Source organism: Rhodococcus sp. T2V (genome assembly GCF_029269925.1).
Classification (GTDB): domain Bacteria; phylum Actinomycetota; class Actinomycetes; order Mycobacteriales; family Mycobacteriaceae; genus Rhodococcus_F; species Rhodococcus_F koreensis.
The window spans coordinates 31,600-53,176 of sequence record NZ_JARJBD010000070.1; the positions used below are offsets into that span (position 1 = coordinate 31,600).

General features: G+C 62.1%; 10 protein-coding genes and 2 pseudogenes. 6 read left to right on the top strand and 6 right to left on the bottom strand.

The window, feature by feature from the left end; genetic code table 11:
- Window positions 1-868: 868 nt before the first annotated feature.
- Window positions 869-1,186 (top strand): integration host factor, actinobacterial type, encoded by a 318-nt coding sequence (gene mihF, locus P3H15_RS38525; protein ID WP_005564740.1) that lies wholly within the window; start codon window positions 869-871, stop codon window positions 1,184-1,186.
- 86 nt (window positions 1,187-1,272) lie between these two features.
- Here mihF and P3H15_RS38530 read toward each other — a convergent pair.
- Window positions 1,273-1,551, bottom strand: a pseudogene (locus P3H15_RS38530) (Lsr2 family protein); the annotation flags it as partial.
- 702 nt (window positions 1,552-2,253) lie between these two features.
- Here P3H15_RS38530 and P3H15_RS38535 point away from each other — a divergent pair.
- A complete protein-coding gene (locus P3H15_RS38535) occupies window positions 2,254-2,733 on the top strand; it encodes a helicase associated domain-containing protein (RefSeq protein WP_276142069.1) in 480 nt (159 codons plus the stop codon).
- A gap of 531 nt (window positions 2,734-3,264) precedes the next feature.
- On the opposite strand, the gene P3H15_RS38540 is transcribed toward P3H15_RS38535, so the two are convergent.
- Window positions 3,265-4,380 carry a hypothetical protein gene (locus tag P3H15_RS38540; RefSeq protein WP_276142070.1) on the bottom strand — a complete coding sequence of 372 codons (1,116 nt, stop codon included), beginning with the start codon at window positions 4,378-4,380 and terminating at the stop codon, window positions 3,265-3,267.
- Window positions 4,381-7,839: 3,459 nt separating this feature from the next.
- Here P3H15_RS38540 and P3H15_RS38545 point away from each other — a divergent pair.
- A complete protein-coding gene (locus P3H15_RS38545) occupies window positions 7,840-8,766 on the top strand; it encodes a ParA family protein (protein WP_276142071.1) in 927 nt (308 codons plus the stop codon).
- Window positions 8,763-9,500, top strand: a complete 738-nt coding sequence (locus P3H15_RS38550) for a hypothetical protein (RefSeq protein ID WP_276142072.1) — start codon at window positions 8,763-8,765, stop codon at window positions 9,498-9,500. The genes P3H15_RS38545 and P3H15_RS38550 overlap by 4 nt, the downstream gene beginning before the upstream one ends.
- A 395-nt stretch (window positions 9,501-9,895) precedes the next feature.
- Here the strand turns inward: P3H15_RS38550 and P3H15_RS38555 are convergent, their stop codons facing one another.
- From P3H15_RS38555 to P3H15_RS38570, 4 genes are all read right to left on the bottom strand, one after another.
- Complete coding sequence (locus P3H15_RS38555) at window positions 9,896-10,090, bottom strand: 50S ribosomal protein L7ae (RefSeq protein ID WP_072951028.1); 195 nt, start codon at window positions 10,088-10,090, stop codon at window positions 9,896-9,898.
- A gap of 73 nt (window positions 10,091-10,163) precedes the next feature.
- The gene (locus tag P3H15_RS38560; protein WP_276142073.1) at window positions 10,164-11,021 is read right to left on the bottom strand and encodes a ParA family protein; all 858 of its coding nucleotides are present in this window, start codon (window positions 11,019-11,021) and stop codon (window positions 10,164-10,166) included.
- Between the two features lie 118 nt (window positions 11,022-11,139).
- Window positions 11,140-12,765 (bottom strand): ParB/RepB/Spo0J family partition protein, encoded by a 1,626-nt coding sequence (locus P3H15_RS38565; RefSeq protein ID WP_276142074.1) that lies wholly within the window; start codon window positions 12,763-12,765, stop codon window positions 11,140-11,142.
- Between the two features lie 4,308 nt (window positions 12,766-17,073).
- The gene (locus P3H15_RS38570) at window positions 17,074-17,301 is read right to left on the bottom strand and encodes a hypothetical protein (protein ID WP_072951631.1); all 228 of its coding nucleotides are present in this window, start codon (window positions 17,299-17,301) and stop codon (window positions 17,074-17,076) included.
- Between the two features lie 2,053 nt (window positions 17,302-19,354).
- On the opposite strand from P3H15_RS38570, the gene istA reads away from it, so the two are divergent.
- Together istA and P3H15_RS38580 are read left to right on the top strand one after the other, a co-directional pair.
- Window positions 19,355-20,911, top strand: a complete 1,557-nt coding sequence (gene istA / locus P3H15_RS38575; protein WP_276142075.1) for an IS21 family transposase — start codon at window positions 19,355-19,357, stop codon at window positions 20,909-20,911.
- 92 nt (window positions 20,912-21,003) lie between these two features.
- A pseudogene (locus P3H15_RS38580) lies at window positions 21,004-21,528 on the top strand (ATP-binding protein); the annotation flags it as partial.
- Window positions 21,529-21,577: the final 49 nt, after the last annotated feature.

Genomic DNA, 21,577 nt, shown 5'->3' on the forward strand with positions numbered 1-21,577 from the left:
ATGTCGTTGCGTCTGCACCATAGTCACGAGGCGGCTGCGTCGCCGCGCGATGAACGACTTTTCCTTCAAGTCGGTGAGGCGGACGCCAGTCGATTCTCGGTGGGCACGAGTTCGCGGACACTCGCGTGCATTGGTGGTCCCGGCAAGTAGCGGACGACGTTGTCGCAGCGGCCCGCACTAGGCAGGGGCCAGATGGTCGGAGCATGCTGGTCGTGGGATCCTGTGCACCAGCCGTCGCGTCGGATTGTGGGGCGCACCTCATCCGTCGCGGGAGCCCCCAAGCTCGCCATCATCACGCTCCGACTCGGATTGAGTATCTAGAAGCTCCTCCGGGTCAGGCCATTTAGCGAGTTTCACGCGGTGAAGGCAGGGGATCTTCCGCACGTACCCGTCCTTGGTGACACACCGCTCACCAATCCCCACACGGCAGTGCGGACAGGGAATATGAGCAACGAACTCGAATGGATCCATCACTCACCTCCACGACCATTACCTCGTATGACGACTATGACCGACAATGGCGAATCATGCCGCACTGACACACACGCCACCACCGACTCCATTGCGCAATCCATCCGAGCGCACGAAAGTGAGGAACCTTCGACTGGCCCTTCTAGCGACGGCACGGATGTGGGTAGCACGCCGCCCCATACTCATGCTGCCGAAGTATCGAGAAGCGGCTTTGCGCCGATGACCACCCAGACGACGTATTCTTCGAATACACCGTCGACCCACAACCGTAGACGGAAGAACAGCCATCCGGAGGTCGGTCCCAACCGCTCAGGAGGCGGACATGCCCGTTCCACCTGGCACGATGGCGATGGACAGCCAGACGATCTGGCCGAACAACGCAACAAGGAGCACCATCATGGCACTACCTGTCTTAACACCGGAACAACGCGCCGAGGCACTGGCGAAGGCCGCTGAAGCGCGCAAAGCGCGTAGCGAACTCCTCTCCGCAGTCAAAGCTGGAGACCTCAGCGTCGAAGCGGTGCTCACGAAGGCCGAAACCGATGAAATCGTGAAGAAGACGAAGGTCTCGGCGCTACTCAAGGCTCTCCCCGGCGTCGGATCCGTGAAGGCCGCGAAGCTCCTCGAGGAACTGTCGATCGCCGAGACCCGTCGAATCGGTGGCCTCGGAGCCAACCAGCGCCAAGCACTGATCGAAGCGTCGTCCGCCTCCTGACCTTGGAACTGCTACAGCCTCCGGCCAACTCGAAATGAGCTGGCTGGAGGCTGTTTTGTCGAACTCGCGCGAAAGCGTGGACTCAGTCAGCGAGCTGCGCTGTACGCTTCCTCGATCTGACCGGGGATACGTCCGCGGGGGGACAGCTCATAGCCCTCCGTGGTCGCCCATTCCCGAATTTCCTTTGCCCGCTTGCGCCCTCGTGATGACTTCACTGAAGGAGTCGACCGACGCTTCCTACCACCGACGCGAGTTGCATGCTCGATGTAGTAGGTGAGAGTGCTATGGAATTCCTTGGCGTTCTCGTCCTTCAGGTCGATCTCGTAGTCGACACCGCCGACAGAGAAGGCAATGGTCTCCCCACGTCGAGAACCCGGCGAACACTACTGCTAAGTAAGGTCCACCTGCCAATCCGTGACAGGTTTTCGAACAGAACATCGCTGATTCAAGCGTTGAGCAGAACACGATCTGGGCCCACTCCTCGGAAGCTGGGCGCGCGGGAATACGGCCATAGATCCCGGCTCACGACAAACGCTCGTCTCACCGAAACCCTTTAGAAATCCAACCAGTCCGCACCCCCCGGACTGCACAGCATCTCGTGGGTGGAGGTTCACGCGCATGCCCGGTTCACCTGCAACCACCACCAGCTGATACTCCTAGTCCTCCACGGCCTGAACACTCAGCGCGACAGTGAATCCCCGTTGGTCAGACATCATTCTGTCAGCGGACGCGGAGCTTCGGACCTGCGAGGAGCTAGAAGGTGCCAACCATGGCGAGGATCCCTCGGATCCCCACCAGCTCAACAAGAACGCGAACTAGAGGATTGAGACGCCTCCATTTCGCACTGATCCAACTGGCGGGAATGTCTTCGGCCGTCCGACAGAAGAGCGACTCCGAAAATGACACGATCGAGCAGTCTGAGGTGGGCAGATACTCAGCGACGGTCTGGCGGTCGCCTTACCTCGATCCGGGTGATCTTCGTGACACGCGGTCAATGTGGTTGACATAGTCGAAGAAGACGCTATGTACTTTACAAATATATAGATTCCACAGAAGGACTGATCTCGATGCGTACTCACCGGTCCGCAGCCTCGGCGCTCGACCTGTACTCAGCATTCCGGCAACAACATCCCCACACAGCAATACCCGAGAACTACGTCACTGAATGTGGCTTCCAGCTCGGTCGCTGGCAGTACCGCCAGCGCGTCGCGCGAATGCTCGGGACGCTTCCGGCAGAGCGCATTCACCAACTCGATTCAATCGGCTTCGTGTGGAGCGAAGATGATGCCCCGCTACCCGCCGTAACTCGGGCCGACAGTAAGCGCCGTCGAATGCTGGCCGAAATCGCCGCTTACCGTGAGCAACACGGCAACGCGCTCGTCCCCGCGAACTATGTCAACGCTGACGGCGACCAAGTCGGCCAGTGGCTCTACCGGGCCGTGAAAAAATGGAGAGCAGACGCGCTACCCGAAGACGAGCGGGGCCCGCTCGCGGCGCTCGGGGTCTCCCCCGGTCCGCGCCCACGCGGACCGAGAACCGCCGCCTAACGCACATCGACTCGCAGGCGTGGGAGCACCGGACTCCAAAGCGGTCATACTCGCGTGACGTCCGAGATCGGCGACCTGACTGCCCGTGACGCCAGTTCACGGATGAGGCCATCATCGGCAAAGATCATCGCGGGTATCTGTCAATCGTGTTGTCGCCACATCCGAAAGGCTATTGTCCGGCCGCGATTGCACACGATGACTCGGAGCCGTCGCAAGGATGGCTGAACGCATGCTTCATCCCCAGGGAGTACGTAGCTTCGTTGGGCGTCCGCTTGAGTGGAGATCTCGCCGACAACCAACACACACGACCGCACGGCGGGGTGTCAATGCATTGCCGGAGTTCAGATGATCGCGATCATAGGGACGTTCCGCGAACGTAGCCGAAGATCCCTGCGTTCGGCACCGCCATCCGCGAGTCGCTTGTGCTGATCCTGCGAGATGACCTCAGTGAACTGGCTCGCCTACGAACGCGTCGTGCACGGGATGTCACCGTGGACCTGCTGCTTGCCGGCTGTTTTACCGACCGCGAGACTACGACAGGCCCAGTTGCGCCAACAGTTCCTCAGTCCGACCCAAGATCGCCTCGGCTTTCCTGTCAATCTCTTCAAACGCTTCAGCAAGATCCCCCAAAGCCCGGACATCCGCGTACTTCCGAGCAATAGCCGCCTCGTACTGTTCGTTGAGCCCGTCCTGCGTGAGCTTCGCGCCTTCCATCCCGTTCTCGAAGCCTCCGCCCCGGGGCGGAGTGAACTCTTCAGCTTCCTCCTCTCTTGCGGTGGGCCGGGGATCCAGCGGCTCGGAGCGGGTATGTCTCGATGAGGCGGCGCCCGTCAGATGCGCAGCGACGATCGCCGAAACCGCTCTGCCCGACAGCCCGCGCCGATCGCGGCGGACTGCAGCGAAATGTCCCCACTGATCGAAGCTCGGCAGCAGAGGGCCGTCTTGGTCTTCCCGCAGACCAGGCAGCGTTCCGTAGGACTCGACGATGTCGTAGACATTCTCGTGACTTCTGCTGAGACTTCGAGCGAGGACCCGGTTCGAGGGGTAGCGATCAAAGAACGCTTGGAGGCGTGCCCATCGCAGATAGATCGCGACGGGACAACACTGAGAGTTGTCCCCGGCTGGGTGCAACTCCAGGTCGTGCCCGGCGCCGACCGTCACGATCTCCCCGTCATACGTGACGTCACTGCGTTGCAAGTGGCCCACTTCAGTCGCTGCTATTCCGTTGATGCAGTGGAGCACAAGGAGTAAAGCGTCTCTTCGGCCAAACATGCCTTGCGGCCAGCCGGAAGTCGGAAGTGCCACTATTGCCTGAGTGGCGGCGCGAGTGAGATCGTCCCGTTTGGTTGCGCGTACCGACAGCACCTGACGGATTGCTCGCGCGGACCCAGGCGCTGGGTATCCAGTGGCGTTGTGTACCCAGTTGATCGCTGCCACGCGTCGCCGTTGGGTCGCGCGCGCTGCAGGATTTTCGTCGAGGAAGCTCGCAAGAGCGAGAGGATCTGCGGGCAATGCAGATGCGTGGAACGCTGCGCACCAATCAGCGAACAACGCCCAGTCGTATCGATAGCCCGAACCCTGATCCATATCGACGAACAGGGCGGAAACACTCTGCCCACTTGTGAATTCCGTCTGACCGTTCGTCACTGCTCAAGGTTAGGCAATCCGCGGCCGCCAATCACGCTTCGGAGGCTCTGTGTCGTCCAGGCGACCCTCGGCCAAAGCTGGTTCACTCGCTTGCGTAACACCGGGCGTGACTCCAGCCCACAAAGTGCGTATGGATCACGACAACTGCGAACCGTCGAGTAGGCGCTCTGCAGTAGCGCCGGCCCTCAGCGACTTCCCCCCGACCCTGCTGACCACCTCATCCGAATAGCCCGCGAGAGCTGCGCGACGCCGTATCGCGGCGTGAATCGCAGAGCCGGACAGCGTTGCCGCACTGATGTTGCCATTCGCACGTATTGCGCGGAACACAGGCACCGCCGGGTTGGAAACTACTGGCGGCGCGAAAGAGCAGACGTGGCTGTCGAACTCCTCATGCCGGCGAAGTAACCGCATCACGCCCGGACGACCGGAATCGCAGACATTTGCAACTACCTCGAGCCAACGCCAGTAGGCGCACGGAGCGCACATCGTGTGATCCCGCGATAGTGGGACATGCTTAACGAAGCCGTCGTCGACGGGGCCGTCATGCGGTCCACGACCCCGGATGCGCAGATCGCCACGGCGAGAGCATGTTACGTCGTCGACAGCGAGCATCGATAGTTCAGATCGCCGATATGCCCCCATAAACCCCAACAACAGCAGGGCGCTGTCGCGGCGCTCCCGTGCGCGCTTGACCCAAGTCGTTGCGTCTCGGCGACTCACGTCGACAATTTCTTCGAGCTCGCCGAAGCGAAGTGGGTGCGCCGTCTTGGTTGGCCGTTCACCATTCTCCCTATAGACCCCGCGGGCGCTGGAAAGGACGGCCTTGACGCAAGCGGCCTTGCCCGGCACAGGTAGTCCAGAATTGTGATGCCAGTAGTTGATGGAGGCCACCCACCGGTTCAACGTCGCAATGGAGTACATCCGATCACCGGCACCGGAACGCCTCTCCGAGTTCTCGCTTACGTACTCTGCGACCACCTCTGGATCTGCGGGCATCATCGAAATTCCGCGGTCCGCGCACCAACTCGCGAATCTGACCCAGTCCTGCCGATAGTTGCGCGCAGTGCTGGCGGAATGCAGTCGGTAGAGATCAGCGACGATACGATCGTCAACTCCCGGCAACGACTCCGATACGCCGACCGAGGAAAGCGCGCGACTCCGCTCCGCAGATGGATGCTTTGAAGGGAGTGGCGCGTCGTGATGACTCACATGGACATCATTGCAGGCAAAGATGTCAGTTTCGAGAATACTCGGCGTGTGACCACTCGGTCAGCACCCGCCGGCGGAGGGCGGTGGAGGTTCGTGATGCACGGTGCATCACCACCAGGTTCTACCAACCCCGATCAGACGGCTCGGCCGTTGAGATGGAAGCCGCGACGACAAATGGTGCAGGCACATCGGCAGAAGTGTCCACGACACGTACTTCTGTCCTCGGCGTCAGCTCGATCTCCAGCGTCATCGCCCTCGCGATCAGACCTCGGTCCCCCGACCCCATGTCGTGATGCACCGTGCATCACGGCCGGGAATCGAATTTTGAATGCCGGCTTGTAGCACGGTGATGTTTACCTACGGTGCGACCTTCCTACTGACCGAGCAGATCGCCCTTCAAGACAGCGCCCTGCCCGCCCGCATCGCGTGGGCTTGCCTTGACCGGCATCTCCTCGTGGTTGCTATTGCCAAGGAGCCGGACCCTCGCATCGAAACTGCCGATGTCCGCAGCGCCCAACCGAGGGCAACAGTCGCCACTCACAGGCATTCTCATTTCCCAAGGTGGCGTCGCCCTGCGACTGCTCGGCGGTGGAGTCGTGCGAGCGCCAACGAGCGGGATCCGTTTTGAACTCGATGGCGCCGGCTCGAGTGGGTGTGCGTCGGGTGATGCACCGTGCATCACGCAGTCGAGTGTTTGGGTGATGCACGGTGCATCACCCAACTGCACGGTGTTGAGGTTGGCAGATTCGAGCGGCCTCTTCGGAGGGGCTGATCGCACCTTTCGTTGGCGCGGCGATGCATATACCCTGTGAAGGTGCTCTGACCTGCGCACTCTCTGCAGCGTTGAATTCGGGGACGTTATTAGCGTGGGTCTAGTAACGCATTGAGGAAGCGACTGGACGCGGGTCACGTTCTTCACGTAATACTGCAGTAGGTCGGCCTGTGCTCGTCCTCGATCGAGGAGGCGCATCCGGCGCGGGCCTGGGTGCGGATCGATGCAGCACTCTCCTGACCTGCCATTTTAGGGCCGCGCGAATTCAATCTGGTTGCCAGAACACTCTGCGCGGCGTTTCAATGTCGCCGGCGGGTGAATACTCCTACGATCGCCGGCTGAACACCGCTCACCTGCACCTTTGGCTCGTTTCTTGTGACGTGCCGATCCCCTGGAGAAGCCCCTTGTCCAGGGGATTCGGACACAACTGCGGAACGCCAATGCGACTCGCCGGACCCAAATTCGTCCAGGCTTGGAGCCGAATACCCGTCCATAGTTACGTCAAGTGACGAAATACGTGTAGGGGTATGGAGGCCAGTGGCTCGGTCGGCACCCTTCGTCATCGACCCGAAGTTTCGGTCGAACTGCATTCTTCCGGGACTTCCGTCTATTGACACCGCCTCCACTATTTCTGTGCGAGCGGTCCTTTGCGGGACCGTCTGTATGGCCTTGCGTATGGCCTTAAGCAAGGCGTTTGTCAGTGTTCTCGTGGAAGTCGGATGCCGAAGCCAATCGTGAATCGGGTTGTCTCGTTCGGGCGAGGGTGAAACGGTCATCAACTGCCAGGCCAGGCCCCTCCCCCAGGCTGAGATTTCAGGCTTCCGGCACCGAATACGTTCTCTGAGAGGGCGGTTCACCCCAGTGAGGATGCGGAGCAGTAACCGACCTGACGCCGACCGCCGTGCGAAAGGGCTTCACAACTGCTGTCACGAGAACGCTTCCGCGGCTGCCTCACCACGGCCTGACCCCGTTAAGTACCCGCAAATTCGCCTCCCCCGCGGCAGATCCGCACTCTTCTGTGAACTCAACACACCTGCCCACCGTCCACTTACAGTCCGATCGGTAGAACAGAAAATGTGGCTCTGACATGCAGTTATACCTACGACACTAGATATGGCCTTAACAACGTCCGTAGTTGCCGCAGTAAGACAGATCGTTGGAAGGATCTATCTATAGATCGGTGCCACCACCGCCCCGATTGCCAGCTCTGTCACCGTGATCACTCCCATCTCCATTACCTCTACATCCACCATGTGCACGATCATCACCTCGACCAAGCACACAACAATGGGCAAGGTCTTCAATACGAACCATCTTTAGGGTCAGGAACACGGCCGGTGACATAGCCCTCTCAACCACTCTTGAACAGGCTCGCTGTATCGCCATAGCACAGGCCGGACTGACGACTTCTTACACCCCCATAGACAAGGGTGTGTCGTTGGCAATCCGACTGACCGCACAGCCGTACCGTGCTACACATGTCGCCAACGCAGCCCGCGCGCAGTCTGCTTGTCGCCAATCAGAAAGGCGGTGTCGGCAAGAGCTCGATCATTGCCGCCCTCGCAGCCATGATCGCGGCGGCGGGACTCCGAGTTCTCGTCATCGACGCGGACCAGCAAGCCAACGTCACATCCTCCGATCTAGGCGTCGAGGGGGACCGTGGAAGGGGCCTCAGCATGAGCCTCCAGTTCGCGCACCCACTAGAACCCATCCGAGACGTCCGGCCGAACCTCGACCTCATCCCCGGCGGTGCGGCGCTCGCAGTCATCGGCGCCATCGCAGCTGCCGCGGCCCAAACCGGGACGGATCTGACGGGCAACCTCGTCTCCACCCTCAACGACCTGCAGTCAGCCGAACACTACGACCTGATTCTGATCGACTCAGGCCCAGGCGATGCCCCACTCCTCGACGCACTCCTCGGCACCGCGCGCTATCTCCTCGTACCGACCAGGGATGACGATGCAAGCCTGACCGGCGTCGAGTATCTCGCTGCCCGCTACCTGCGAGCGCGCGAGAATGGTTCCGTCATCCAACTGCTCGGCGTTGTGCTGTTCGACCTGAACCCGTCCGCGACAGCACGCAACCCCGAGGTCTTCAAGCAAGTTGAGGACCTGCTCGAAGGCAGCGGCGCCGCCCCCTTCGAAACATTCATCCGAAACGATCGTGCCGCCGCAGTGGATCTCCGAAGCCGTCATCTAACTCCAAATGAGCTCGTCACTGCATCCGCTGAACAAGCAAAGACCCGAATCCAACGACTACGCGACAAGGACAAGAAACTCCTCGGACGCCGCCTGTGGTCCCGCGACCCCAACGGGCTCGCAAACGACTACCAATCCCTCACCCGCGAGGTTCTCAGCCGCATAGCGGCAGCGGAAAAGAACGAAATCTCCGGGGGAGTGGCATGAGCGCACGACGCAGGAAAGCAGCTTTCGACCCGGGCGCACTCGGGAATCTCGACGAACTACTCCCCACCCTGAGCATCGTCAGTGAACACGACGCGCCGGCGCAAGAACCGCCACCCCCCAACCCCGCCGACGAACAAGTCGACGCCGCACCCGAACCCACCGCGAAACCCTCACCCGAGGTAACGCCGAAGGTGTCGCCCGAGCCCGCCGAGACAGACAACGCCTCGCCAGACACCGAAGACCCGGCTCCGGAACCCACTCACCCCGCCCCCGATACAACAAGATTGGTCGCCGCGCCCCGCAAAAAGCCCAAAACACGCAGCGACAGTAATCCCGCACCGATACGGACCGCGCCGCCGGAGGTCTACCTACCTCCCGCGGTGTACACCGCATTACGCCAGCTCACGCTCGAGGAGCGACAGCGCGACCGCGCCACCGCACGCCCCTACGGCCAGGTGGTTCTCGATGCCGTTGAGAAGCACGCTGGCGAGCTGCAACACCACTGGCACACCCAAGAACCCCAGACAAGCACCGGACTCTTCAAACGTCGCGAGACCAGTGCACAGCCACGTCGCCGTCGGCATAGCGAGATACAGGCGCGTGTACCCCTAGGAGGCATCATCTCCTCCGATACCGCAACGCTCGATGCCCTCGTCGAAGAGTGGTCCGCAGGTAGCCGCAGCGCGCTGGTCGAACACGCACTTCGCCTGTATCTCAATGTGCGACCAGACTGAGAACAACCGCAGAAACTCAGGCCGCAGGCGGCGACGGTCCCTGCAGGTGTCGAACCCGAATAGCGGACACAGCCGGAGAAACGACAACGGCCCTGATCCGGCCGAACCAGGTCGTCCGGGAAGGCAACGCAGCCGCGGAGGACGCCTGTGCCGGCACTTCTCTCCCGAGAAGGTGACGCAGTGACCCACATGATGTTCTCTAAAGACACGATCGCGGGTCTCGCACTACTTCTCGTTGTCGGTCTTGCAGCGCTCACCCGGTGAGTCGCTGGCCGGATCTGGCTACACAGCCCCGACGACCGAACCGGCACAAAGCCGCGCCCGCGCCTTCGCTCCTGCACACAACCGGCGGTTCGCCTGCACACAACCGGCGGTTCGCCTGCACGCACCCTGCGTCACACCGCCTTACCAGGCTCCAACGGCTCCGAATCAGGCCCGATCGCGCGCCCATCGTTGTAGGTCTCAGCAATCACTCTCAGCTGCGCTGCGAACGCCTCCTGAGTGAACTGCATCAGCGAATACGGCCGCCCGGTCTTGCGGCGCACAAGACGTACAGCGGCCCGGGCCAACGCGTGCAGATCATGGGTCACATTGACTGTGCTCGTCCCACGCGAAGGCCGCATATGCCGCCCAACATCGTTCACCACAGGTGGCCTCCAGCCCCTAAGCGACCACTGCCCGTTGCCCGAACAGCCCCAGCTTCTGCATATGAGTCAGCGCAGCCCTGTAGTCGCTGGTGACCGTCTTTGCCCTGTAACCGTATATCGGCACCGGAACATAGTTCGTGTAAGCCTCATCCACGATGCTCGCACGACGGATCGGCGGCGTAACCCTATCCGCATACTCACTGAGCAGATCATCCATCTGCTCACGGTAGACGTCACCGATCGGCGGCACCGCGCAAGGGACGATGGACAGCAACGGAACGTCGACGCGGTAGGTCCGCTTGATCTTCCGCAGTTCCTGCTCCAACGCCGGGATGCCTTCGTTCTCCTTGCCGGAGGGCTTCGTGCACGTGATCAGGCCCCATGAACCATAAGGCCCTTCCTCATCAACTGTGGTGGCAAGAATGCCAGCGATCACCAAGACGTTCAGGGAGCCGGGGGAGTCGATCAAGGTGACGTCGACAGGATCCGCTTCCTCGAGGGCGTCACGCAGATGAAGAACACCACCCGTCACCGCAGGCAACTCCACGATCAACTTGTCGAGTGTGTCGCGCGCGGCGGGCACAATCGTCAGGTTGGGGATCTCCTCATATACGGGCCGGTCACCGTCGTCGTAGCCCCGAAACACCCGTGCTGGGCGCTCGACTTCCTTAATTGACGCGTTACGCCGTAGCACGTCGGCTGCGGTCTTACCCGAAGCTTCCGGATACCCGAGCCACGTGCTCGCATTTGCCTGGCTGTCCATGTCGAGAACTCGGACGCGGTATCCGTCCTGAGCAAGCAATGTGGCGGTCGAGGTGACAGTCGTTGTTTTGCCGGCACTGCCGGACAGGGTTGCTACTGCATAGGTAGCCACGGGAACTCCTTGCGGTTGAATGTCGTGCATTGGATTGATGTCCGATCCGGGTGATGCACCGTGCATCACACCGGGCGGAGCGAGATATGGACTTCGGTGATGCACCGTGCATCACCGATCAGCCGGCGTCACGCAACTCGCGGCGCGCAGCATCGAGGCGCGCTTCCTCCCATGAAGTCGGCCGGTACCCAACGCGCTCGGACAACAAGTCCAAGTACGTGAGGTCCGATGCCCCCCACTCACGAGAGTCATTCGCTGCCGCAAGTTCGTAACCAGCGACCGCGCAGGCCCACGCAATCTCAGCGCGACGCTTCTCGTCGCCACTCTCAGCGCTCCTCCTAAACTCGGTCGCGTCAAGACCTTCCAGCCGCATATACGCCTGCGCCAAGCGCCACCCTTCCGCGCTCATCGCTAACGCGGAAACACCGTAGGCGTATTGGTCGATGAAGTAGTTCACCAACTTCTCCCGCGGAGGAACGGAGGCTACAAGCTTCTTGCCCGCCTCGCGACGAGCCTTCTGTGCCGCCGTCCGCGCTTCCGCTTCCAATCTTGCGGCCGATTCGGCGGCATCCTCATCCTCGTCGGTCGGCTTGTCTACTGCGTAGAAGACAAGCGTTCCCTGACCGGAATCGATCGCGCCGACAACGTTTCCCCTCGCAAGATCGACGTCAGCAACCTCAAACAGTCGATGCTCATGAAAACTATCGCCGAACCGCTCACGGGGATCCACAATCTCGAGACCCGCAGCCATCGCCTGCTCTCGCGACTTCCGCTCGGTCAACACACGTTCAGCGGCACGGGTCGGACTCATTCCACGATCGGAAATTAGCGCGAACGCCGCGAGCTGCTCAGCACGACGGTCATCCGTATCCTGAGTGGGGTCCACCTTCTTCTGCCAACTTCGAGCAGGACCGTAGGGGAGCGCCCCCGCCAACGCCGCACCCTCGGCACCACGAATCGCATCCTCCGCAATCGCGGCCTGAACCTCAGGGACGAGCAATAGCATCGACAGCCGCCTCGACACCGTCGCCTGGTCGACACCGAGCTTCTCTGCAATCGCACGCTGCGACAACCCCAGCTCGGAATACCGAGCGAACATCTGAGCCTCAGCCAGCTCCGAAAGGTCCTGACGACCAAGGTTCTCCAGCGTCATGGCATCGAGGTCGCCGTGATCATCCATCACGGCGTCGTCGATTACCGCTGGAATCGTGGTCAAGCCGGCTGCGATGGCGGCCGCGCGACGACGATGCCCATAAATGACCACATACTCGGCATCGTCACCAATAGCGCGAGCAAGGTCTGGCCGCTGCGCGAGGAAACCCGCGCGCGTTACCAGCAGCGCTGGAACCTTGATGCCATTTGCCCTGGCCCCGTTGACCAGCTCATCCCATTTCGGGTCACCGATCTGAGGCTCAGACCTGTCTGGGTCATTGAATGGGTGAGGGGCGGTTTGGAGAACCGGAACCTGCACAACGGTCTGACCGTCGGCTGCAGCAAGCCCGACCAGCGCGGCGGTAATTCCACCCGAGTCTGCATCACCATTCGCCTGCGCCGTAGTTACATCACCGGAGGCGGAGGCCGCCGCCGCAAGTTCCTCACTCTCTTCGCCGCCAGCGAACTTTCGAAACCGACTCGCAGTCTTCCTGCCCGCCGGTTTGCGTGCGGCAGGCTTCCGCTTGGTCGCGGCCGGACCGGTCGATGGACTGGCGGCCACCATTTCGGATGTCACTCCGGCGTTCATCATCCTCCACTCTCTGCGCATGCTTTGCATGTATTTAGATGGAGCGTACTGGGATCGAACTTCCTCCTTGGACATCTGCGGCGGCGTGTCGCACATCCGGTGATGCACCGTGCATCACCGGGACTTGATCACCAGGTGATGCACGGTGCATCACCGCACAGGCAGCCAGGCGAGGTGCAGCCGCAGGTGGCTGTGACAGCGAAGCGATCCGGCGCCCAAGTGAGCGTGCCACTGCCGGCCGGGTGATGCACCGTGCATCGCCGAGGACGGCTCGTGATCGGCGTGGCTCGCCGCCTACTTGACCGATAGGCGCGGCCGAGCGATTCCCTGTCGACCCCTCGGTGATGCACCGTGCATCACCGAGGGTGCATCCCACTCCGAGCCGAACTAAGTCAGCAAGGTGCCTGTGGCGGTCTAGCGCGATCTCACCGGCTCCCTTGGGGCAAACCCGCCGCTGGGGAATCTGGGCAGAGGGGCGTCCGGGGCGCGAACTCAGGCCACACTCAGGGAGTCACGCGACACTTCGTACGTCCACGTCACGGGGTCTGACTGTGATGCACCGTGCATCACGGCGGCGCAACCCCTTCAAATCAAGCCAAACCAATGCGGCCGGAGCAAGGCTGTCAGCAACCGGGCGGTGATGCGCGGTGCATCACCGCACAGGCAGTCCGATGAGGATGCAAGACGCGGAGCTACGACAACAACGTGTGCCGTCGCCCGGGTAGGGCGTTCCCTAGTGGCATCTCGAGGAGTTCATTTTGAGGGCCGTAAGCCCGTCGAGGTGATCACCGTTCACGCTCCTGTCGCGGTCCGTGCAAAAGTCGGGACCAGTGCACTTTGTGAGCTTTGTGAGATGCCTCCGGGAAGATGCGAGCCGAGCAACATCGGCGGCTGACTGATTCGAACCTGCCCGAGTTGCGATAGATGGCCCGCGAGTATGCCGACTTCGCTCTTGCAATCGGCGAATCATTCCCCCACCACGCTCCATCTCCGCCGCTTCGGCATATTGACGCTCCTCCGAGTTCACTGCCTTGGTCGTGCGGAGTGAACCCGTTCTCAAGGCAGCGCAACCGGATCTGGACGGCACCCGGGGGAGTGGCCGTGTCGGGACTTGTTGAGCGAATCAGAAGGACGGCCTTGAAGGCGACTTGCGGGCGTCCGCAGGAGTGTTGCCCGATCAAGTCGTGGGTGATGCACGGTGCATCACCCACGGACGTCACGGTCGAATGTGTCGCGGACCAACCGAATGCTGTCCATCGAGCCGGGCCCCTCTGACGTGCTCTGCGCACTTTCTCCGCCCGGTCCGGGGCAAGATCTCGGCGATTAGGTTGCGGATCGCAGCTTGCCGCCCATTCGAATTCGAATCCGCCCGAACCCCCGGATTGGGAGCCAACCGCCATGACGCGGCCACCCGCCTCACCTGTCGTATTCCCTCACGCTTGGCCGAATCATCATCACTGCGCGCAGACGTCTCGTGATCCGTCAAGAGTGCAGAACTTTGGCGCAGGGGCCAGTCTTCCTGTTAGTCCAACCCGACGGGGGAATTGGATGGTCCCTTCACGGATGCCCCGTCCACCTCTGCCTTGATCACCCTGACCTCGTCTGGACACTTCATCGGGGTGATGCACGGTGCATCACCCCGATGGGGTCTGCTCCTCGATTTGAGGGCACGAATCTGACACCTCGCCCCGTCGCAGCATGACAATCGAACATGGCTGAGGGGCCGACTTCCTTTGGATTCGGCGGGTCCGTGATGAAGGCGCGAGGCTTGGTGTAGCAGTTCGTCGCGGTCGTCCAGCACCGTCGAATTTGCCGAGATCTGTCCCGAATCCAGCGACCGATGACTCAACATGAATCGTCCGCCTCCCCTTCTTCGCGAAGAGGAGGCGGCCTCATCTCACCAACGCGCTCGAACGATTGCTGGAGATTTGACTGCCGGATGCCATCGCCTCACAGGTTCCTCATCAATCGCGCGACGCCCGGTGTGACAGCCAAATTGTTGGCTTGCAGACCAATCTTCCACGTCCACAACGACAGTGGACCGCCCGACAAGACAGTGTGCATCGGAATTCGACTCCCGACTTAAGACATTGCTTCAACTCATTCCAGTTCGTCCTCGGTGCGAATGGACCGCTTCCCTTTGTGTCCTATATGAATCCGACGGACCTACCCGTCGTCGCTTTTGCCGGATCACCCAACCGATCCCATGCCGACGACGTTTACAACCTCAACTCCCGGGAGGCGGGCGATCAGTAAGTGACTCACCGCGACTGCCCGCTCTCATTCCTACCCGCGCCCTGTTCGGCCTCGGGCCGGCGAGAGAGAAACACGAAATGACGCAGCGACAGCGAAGAGACACTCAACACCGTCCCTGGTCGCGGAGTGCGCACTCCGCGACCAGGTGAGACCAACTCTGGACTGAAGACGCGATGAGCACGCCGGAGAACGGCCACCGACCCGACGACAGCGATCGCAATTCGCTGAGAGCGCCGACATGCTGAGCCATCACCTACGCCGCGTTGTACCTGCGCACATGAACGCCGTGCGAATGTGCTCCTCTGTAGAAGCCATGGCCCTCTACCGCGGTCGATCGCCCGTGTTCAGATATGCGCATCTGCGTTTCGACGCTCAAGCAACGTCGACGCAAGCGCCTTCTTGCACCGCTCACGGTGCCCAGGAGTCGCCACAGCACGATCACGGCAGCTGAGCCGCGCGTCGCGCTCCGCAATGCGCTGACGGGCTTCCTGGGCGGCTTTTTGGGCCAGCTCAGATGGTGAGGGGCGGGTCCAATCGATCTGAGTCAACCGCCACCGGAGGTATCCGAGAGGCCTCTCGATGTGTTGCGGCCAAATCCAGCCCCGCTGTTGGGTGTCACGCGTGAGTTCAGCGGCGATGTCACGCCCACTCCAGCGATTCCCGTCAATGCCGGCACGTGCAAGGACCTCGCACACTGCCCCAATGTGCCCAGCCGAGTCGAACACCGAGGCGTGAACGAGCAGCTCAGCGGCGGTGCGCTGCAGGTCGATCGGTCGAGGTTGCCCTGTCAGGGTCTGTGGGCTCTTGGGTTGCTCGCCCGCGCGCGCTCGTGCGCGTCTTGGTGATAAATCTCTAACAAGAGATAACAACTTAAATCCCCTGGAAGGGGATAGGGGGCCACGAGCGCGAAGCTGGGGATAACTTGACCGTGCCGACTTCTCGGAGCGTCCGACCTTCTTCGATAGCTTCTTCACCGCGCGTCCAGCGGCGATGACCAGGGACTTCGGCGACGTCAGCGCCCAAACTGACGCCGCACGACGTTGAATCCGTCCGTGATGGCATTCAGCTGCGTACGATTCGTCAGCGCTCAGGTATCTGCCTCGGGCCATCTCGCGGGCGACTGAAAGTTCCTGGAGTGCCCTTCTTGCGCGTTTTACGACTGACACACTGACTCCGCTGCGGTGGGCGATCGTCTCCCGCGCTGCGCATACGCGACGGCCCGTTGACCGCTCCGCGAACGAGGCCATCGTCACTGCCACGGCGAAGACGAATTCTGTGCTGACCTGGAATCGCCGGCAAACGTCACGTCCGGTGGGGGAGTTCAGCACATCGCGGACCTGGGACTGCCAGGCACTACGCCCGGTCCATGCTGGTGTTGAGGCTTGTCGACCTGGATCGACGGGTAACGACCAGGACCTGCCCCGCTGCTCGCTCTCCGCGTTGAGTCGCTCGACGTGATTGACCCGTTCAACAGCGGATGAGACGAGAGCTTCCCATTCGGTGTCGCTGGTTGTCGAAACCTCGCCAGCGGGGGTGATCTGAACAGAATCGACGGAAAACGCGGCCGTATGAGCCGCGGAATTGGGGTGCATGACGCGCCTTTCACGCGCCCTTAACCAGGTTGTTGCCGTGAGTCGCTGGCATCACCAGCGGGACATGGCTTACCCTGACAAGAGCGCACGGTATCGACACGACTGCTCGCGGGACTGCCAATCACAGGAGCGGTCGTGTTGGAACGGCCAAATATGGGCGGTGGGTCTCATCCGGAAACGGTGGGACCCACCGACGTTTTCACTAGTGGAATCGACACCCCCTCACGGCATGCGAGAACGCCGGAAGAGCCGGCAACATACGGTCTGCGTACACGGATTTGTCACGTTGACGCTGAGATGAGACGTCGCGGACACCAATATCACGTCGTGTCGCGTGCGCACGACGAATCGCGCGTCCTATACTCATAGAAGGCAGACCTCCTCCCTTGCGTGGCGGTTTGTACGACGAGCGGAACCCCCGGAGCTGGCGAGCGAAGGGGGGTTTCGCCTTTTCTGGGCACTTTCAGCCCGTCATCGGCAACTCTTCCTGCCTGGCTTGCGCCGGAATCGCTGGCTCGTTCTCGAGTGCCAGCTGAATAAGCGCGATCATCCGATCGGTGATTGTCTTGACACGACCATCGTCAACCGGTGCGAGAATCCGGTCGGCGATCTCCGCGGGGAACTCAACCCCGATGTGGCGAACGGCGACGTCGCGGGCTGGGCGCCCGCCCCGACTTTTCCGAGTTGTCATGCCTTAAATCCTGCTCTTTGGGTTTAACTAAACCGCGCAGCGACACGCCGAGTTAAATAAAACTCGAAAATGGCGCGGCGGGACCTCCTCCAGGGGTGAATCTGGCTCCGAATCGTATGCGATCGCCACCCCGCCTACCGAAGAAATATTTGATCAAACGTTGCGTGGCAGACGTAGGCGATCACACCACCCAAGAAACGTCACGTGATGAATCAAAATCTTTGTGATACAGCGATTTACGCACATTTACACCACGTCGCAGGCAACGAAAGATCGGAGGCTCCCAAACACGCCGTCCACCGCAGATATCACCCGCGCTCCCGTAGACCAACCTCTGACCTAGCCATATCCGGAGATCGGACCTCTTTGCACGACTTCCGGCCCGTCCGAGATCGGCGTGGCAGCAAAATCGGAAATACCACTTGAAGGAGATGCGGAGCCCTCGGCGCAGGTCGACGACCAGGGCGTCTTCGCCTAATCCAATTGTCCTACTGCCGACGCGCAACGCAGCCACCCAGTTGTTTCCGACGTAGTGGAAAACGCACCGTACACGCCGCAACTCATCGAATCCGTGCCGATCTTTTCGACCATGGCAGCCAGGGTCACCTCCGCGGCATCATGATCGACGCGGGTTCGCCCTCGCCCATCTTGGTTTTCAGCTCTACGCGGCCGCGGCTTGCAACGGGATGGCTCCTACTTGGAGGAGTGAACTATGCGCGATGTCTCGTCCCCGACACGGTTGAGCTCCCAACGCCAGAAGGCTCAGATTGAGGTCCACGCAATGGAAGCAATGCCGCAAGGGGGTCGGGTTCTGCGAAATGACCATTGTCGCCCCAGTCATCTATGCACGGCACGAGTTCATTACCTCACGATTCGGCTGGCCCGCCGGATTGTCCAGTCAAGCGACGGGAAACTCGGGCGGTCGGGCAAGGCAGCATTCGCCCCCGACCGCCGGCAACTTGCAAGACAAATAACTCCTTCACGTATTCGTATCGCCTCCTCCACCGACCCAGCCACTCTTGCCTATCGCTCCGCCAGCTCGCGGCCCAACAGCCCGCAGCCATCAGCGGCCGGTCACCTAATAACGCGACAACGTCCATTGCCTCCAGATTGTCCCGCTTGGGTAGTCTTGGATCCGTTCCTCACGTCAATACTCGCGAAACTTCGTCAGCATCCAGATCTCGAACAGCTACCTCGATTCGTCGGTTCAGCATTTCGGCTCGCTGGATGCTGAAGATAGTGACGCTGGCCCCTTCTCCGCGACGAAATGCCCGCCACACCGAATGCTGGCGCACCTGCATTGGTCCCAGCTGGGAACCGATGGTAATGCTCGGTGCATCACCCGGAGGTCAGGTGATGCACCGTGCATCACCGAAGCACACCTCCGACGAACGGACTGGCGCGTCGGTCTAGCTTGCAGTGAGTCAGCCAGGCCGCGACTTCTCTGCGGCGAAGCGCCACGCAGCATCGGTTGGCGGACCGTCCGCCTCGCCGGGTGCGGAGGTCTTTTCGCCGTCGCAGCCACCCGCAGCTTGGAACAAGCGGCCGCGCAGATCGGCAGATTGGCGACGAGGTGGCACCATCTGACTTGCTGCGGTGATGCACCGTGCATCACGGGTGGGTGTGAACCTCGCATCGATCGGGCCAGATAGACCCGTCCGGGCCGGGGGTGTACTGCATCGGTGATGCACGGTGCATCACCGAAGCCAGGTCATTCCGCAGGGTGTCATGGTATTGCGACTTCGATGTGATGGGCAGGTTCGTTGCCGTTCATTTCGCGACGGGGTGACGACTGGTTCGGCGGAGCCGTGTCGGCGGACATGAAAAGCTGCCCATGGGCGGTCACGAAAGTGCCCGGTAGTGGCCACGAAACTGCCCACTGACGGACATGGGTTTCTGCCCGCTGGCGGACACGAAACTGCCCACTCAGGTGTCTCAGCTGTACGACACGTTCGATCTTCTTCCCCGATCGCCTCCCCGGATCGGGGCCTCTCCTCGGGTTCGCTCGACGGTGCTACCACGCCGAAACGCGAGTCCTCGAGGAGAGGCCACTGTGAAGTCTGCCAAGGAAGCCATGGAAATTCTCGAAGCCTACGACCTGACGAAGTCGTACCGTGCCGCCGCCGCGCTGGCGGGGTGCTCGCATCACACCGTCGCCCGCCTCGTCGCCGCACGCGACACCGCCGATGTCCCGACCCCGCCGCGGGAGAGGAGACCGATGTTGATCGACGAATATCTACCGAAAATCGAAGAATGGGTCGAACATTCGAAAGGTCGGGTCCGCGCCGACGTCGCCCACGACAAACTGCTCGCCCTCGGATTCACCGGCACCGAACGCACCACCCGCCGTGCCGTGGCCCGGGTCAAACGCGCCTACCGGCTCGGCCACACCAGGGTGCACAGGCCCTGGGTCACCGAACCCGGGCTCTGGCTGCAGTACGACTTCGGTGACGGCCCGGTCGTCGACGGCATCAAGACGGTGCTGCTGTGCGCGTGGCTGGCCTGGTGCCGGCACCGGGTGGTGATCCCGTTGCGGGACCGCACCGCTCCCTCCGTCTACGCGGGCCTGGACCGGATCTTCCGGCAGGTCGGTGGTGTCCCGACGTATCTGCTCACCGACAACGAGAAGATGGTCACCACCGAACACATCGCCTCGGTCGCCGTCCGCAACCCGGGCGTGGTCTCGTTCGCCCGGCACTACGGCCTGGTCGTGAAGACCTGTCTGCCCGCGGACCCGGCCACCAAGGGCGGGGTGGAGAACACCGTCAAACTGGCCAAAGCCGACCTGGTGCCCACCGACCACAACCTCGCCGCCCAGTACGACAGTTTCGACGACCTCGAGGCCGCCTGCACGCAGTTCTGCGATCAGGTCAACACCCGCATCCACCGCACCACCCGCCGCATCCCGGCCGAGATGCTCGCCGAAGAACGCCTTCACCTGCACCCGGTCCCGGCCGCTCCGCACACCGTGACCTGGGGTGTGACCCGAATCGTCCCGGACAACACACCGATGATCGCGTTCGAGAACGGCCAGTACTCGGTGCCGCACACCCTGCGTGGGCAGACGGTGTGGGTCCGCGCGCACAGCGCCGGGGCGGGCGAGCGGATCGTCGTCGTCCACCACGGCGAGGGTGGCCCGGTCGAGGTCGCCCGGCACCGGAGGGCCCGCCCCGGTTCGCCGCAGATCTGCGACGAGCACTTCCCGCCGCCTCCTGCCGGGGTCCTGGGCCGTCAGCCGATCCCGCGGACCGACGCCGAACGCGCGTTCTGCGACATCGGTGCCGGTGCCCGGCTGTGGTTGTGTGAGGCCGCCGAGGCCGGCACCGGGAAGATCCGAGTGAAGATGGAGCACGCGGTGTCGCTGGCGAAGCTGCTCGGCGCCGAACGGGTCGACTGGGCGCTCGGGCACGCCGCCGCCTACGGCCGCTTCGCCGAGGGCGACCTGATGGCGATCCTGGACGCTCACCCGGCCGGCACCGCCTCGGACACCACCCATCGGGCCGACGAATCACGGTCCCTGGCCCAGGGCACCGCAGGGTGGGCCCGATTCGGCGCCCCGACCCTGAGCGAACTCACCGACACCGAGGGCACCGGCGCCACCGAATACTAGCACCCACCAACGCGCGGTGCTATCTAAAGTTACTGTGCTGCAACAGCATCAAGGATCATCACGCAAGCACCGACCACAGGAGGGCTGTTCTCGTGAGCACTGCACCACCGTCGGCACCGCCGCTGCCGGCCGACCTGGAATCCCTATTGCACCGGCTGCGGCTGCCACACATCCGCCGCGCTGCCCCCGACGTCCTGGCCACCGCCCGCGCCCAACGGTGGGAACCGGCCGAGGTTCTCAAGGCGTTGCTCGCCGAGGAGGCCGCCGGGCGGGAACGCTCGGCGCTGGCCACCCGCCGCGCCGTCGCGGCGTTTCCCACCGGCAAGACCTTCGACGCCTGGAAACCGGAACTGTCCTCGATCCCGGCGCCGACCCAGCAGGCGCTGCGCACCCTGGAATGGATCGAGCGGCGGGAGAACCTCGTGGTCTGCGGCCCGTCGGGAACCGGGAAGACATTCTTCCTCGAGGCCCTCGGCCAGCATGCCGTCGAACGGGGACGGAAGGTGTTGTGGTTCACCCTCGAAGACCTCGGCGCACTGATCCGCCGGCACCGCGCCGACGACTCGGTGTCGGGGGCGCTGACCAAGCTGCTGCGCGCCGATCTCGTGGTCATCGATCTATCCCGAGCCTGGAACTATGCCGAGGGGCGAGCAGCCTGAATTGGAA

What these genes read in the sequence shown, in the direction of transcription:
- mihF (WP_005564740.1), top strand. Translation starts at nt 869, where the DNA reads ATGGCACTACCTGTCTTAACACCGGAACAACGCGCCGAGGCACTGGCG.
- P3H15_RS38535 (WP_276142069.1), top strand. Translation starts at nt 2,254, where the DNA reads ATGCGTACTCACCGGTCCGCAGCCTCGGCGCTCGACCTGTACTCAGCA.
- P3H15_RS38545 (WP_276142071.1), top strand. Translation starts at nt 7,840, where the DNA reads ATGTCGCCAACGCAGCCCGCGCGCAGTCTGCTTGTCGCCAATCAGAAA.
- P3H15_RS38550 (WP_276142072.1), top strand. Translation starts at nt 8,763, where the DNA reads ATGAGCGCACGACGCAGGAAAGCAGCTTTCGACCCGGGCGCACTCGGG.
- P3H15_RS38565 (WP_276142074.1), bottom strand. Translation starts at nt 12,765, where the DNA reads ATGATGAACGCCGGAGTGACATCCGAAATGGTGGCCGCCAGTCCATCG.
- P3H15_RS38570 (WP_072951631.1), bottom strand. Translation starts at nt 17,301, where the DNA reads ATGACAACTCGGAAAAGTCGGGGCGGGCGCCCAGCCCGCGACGTCGCC.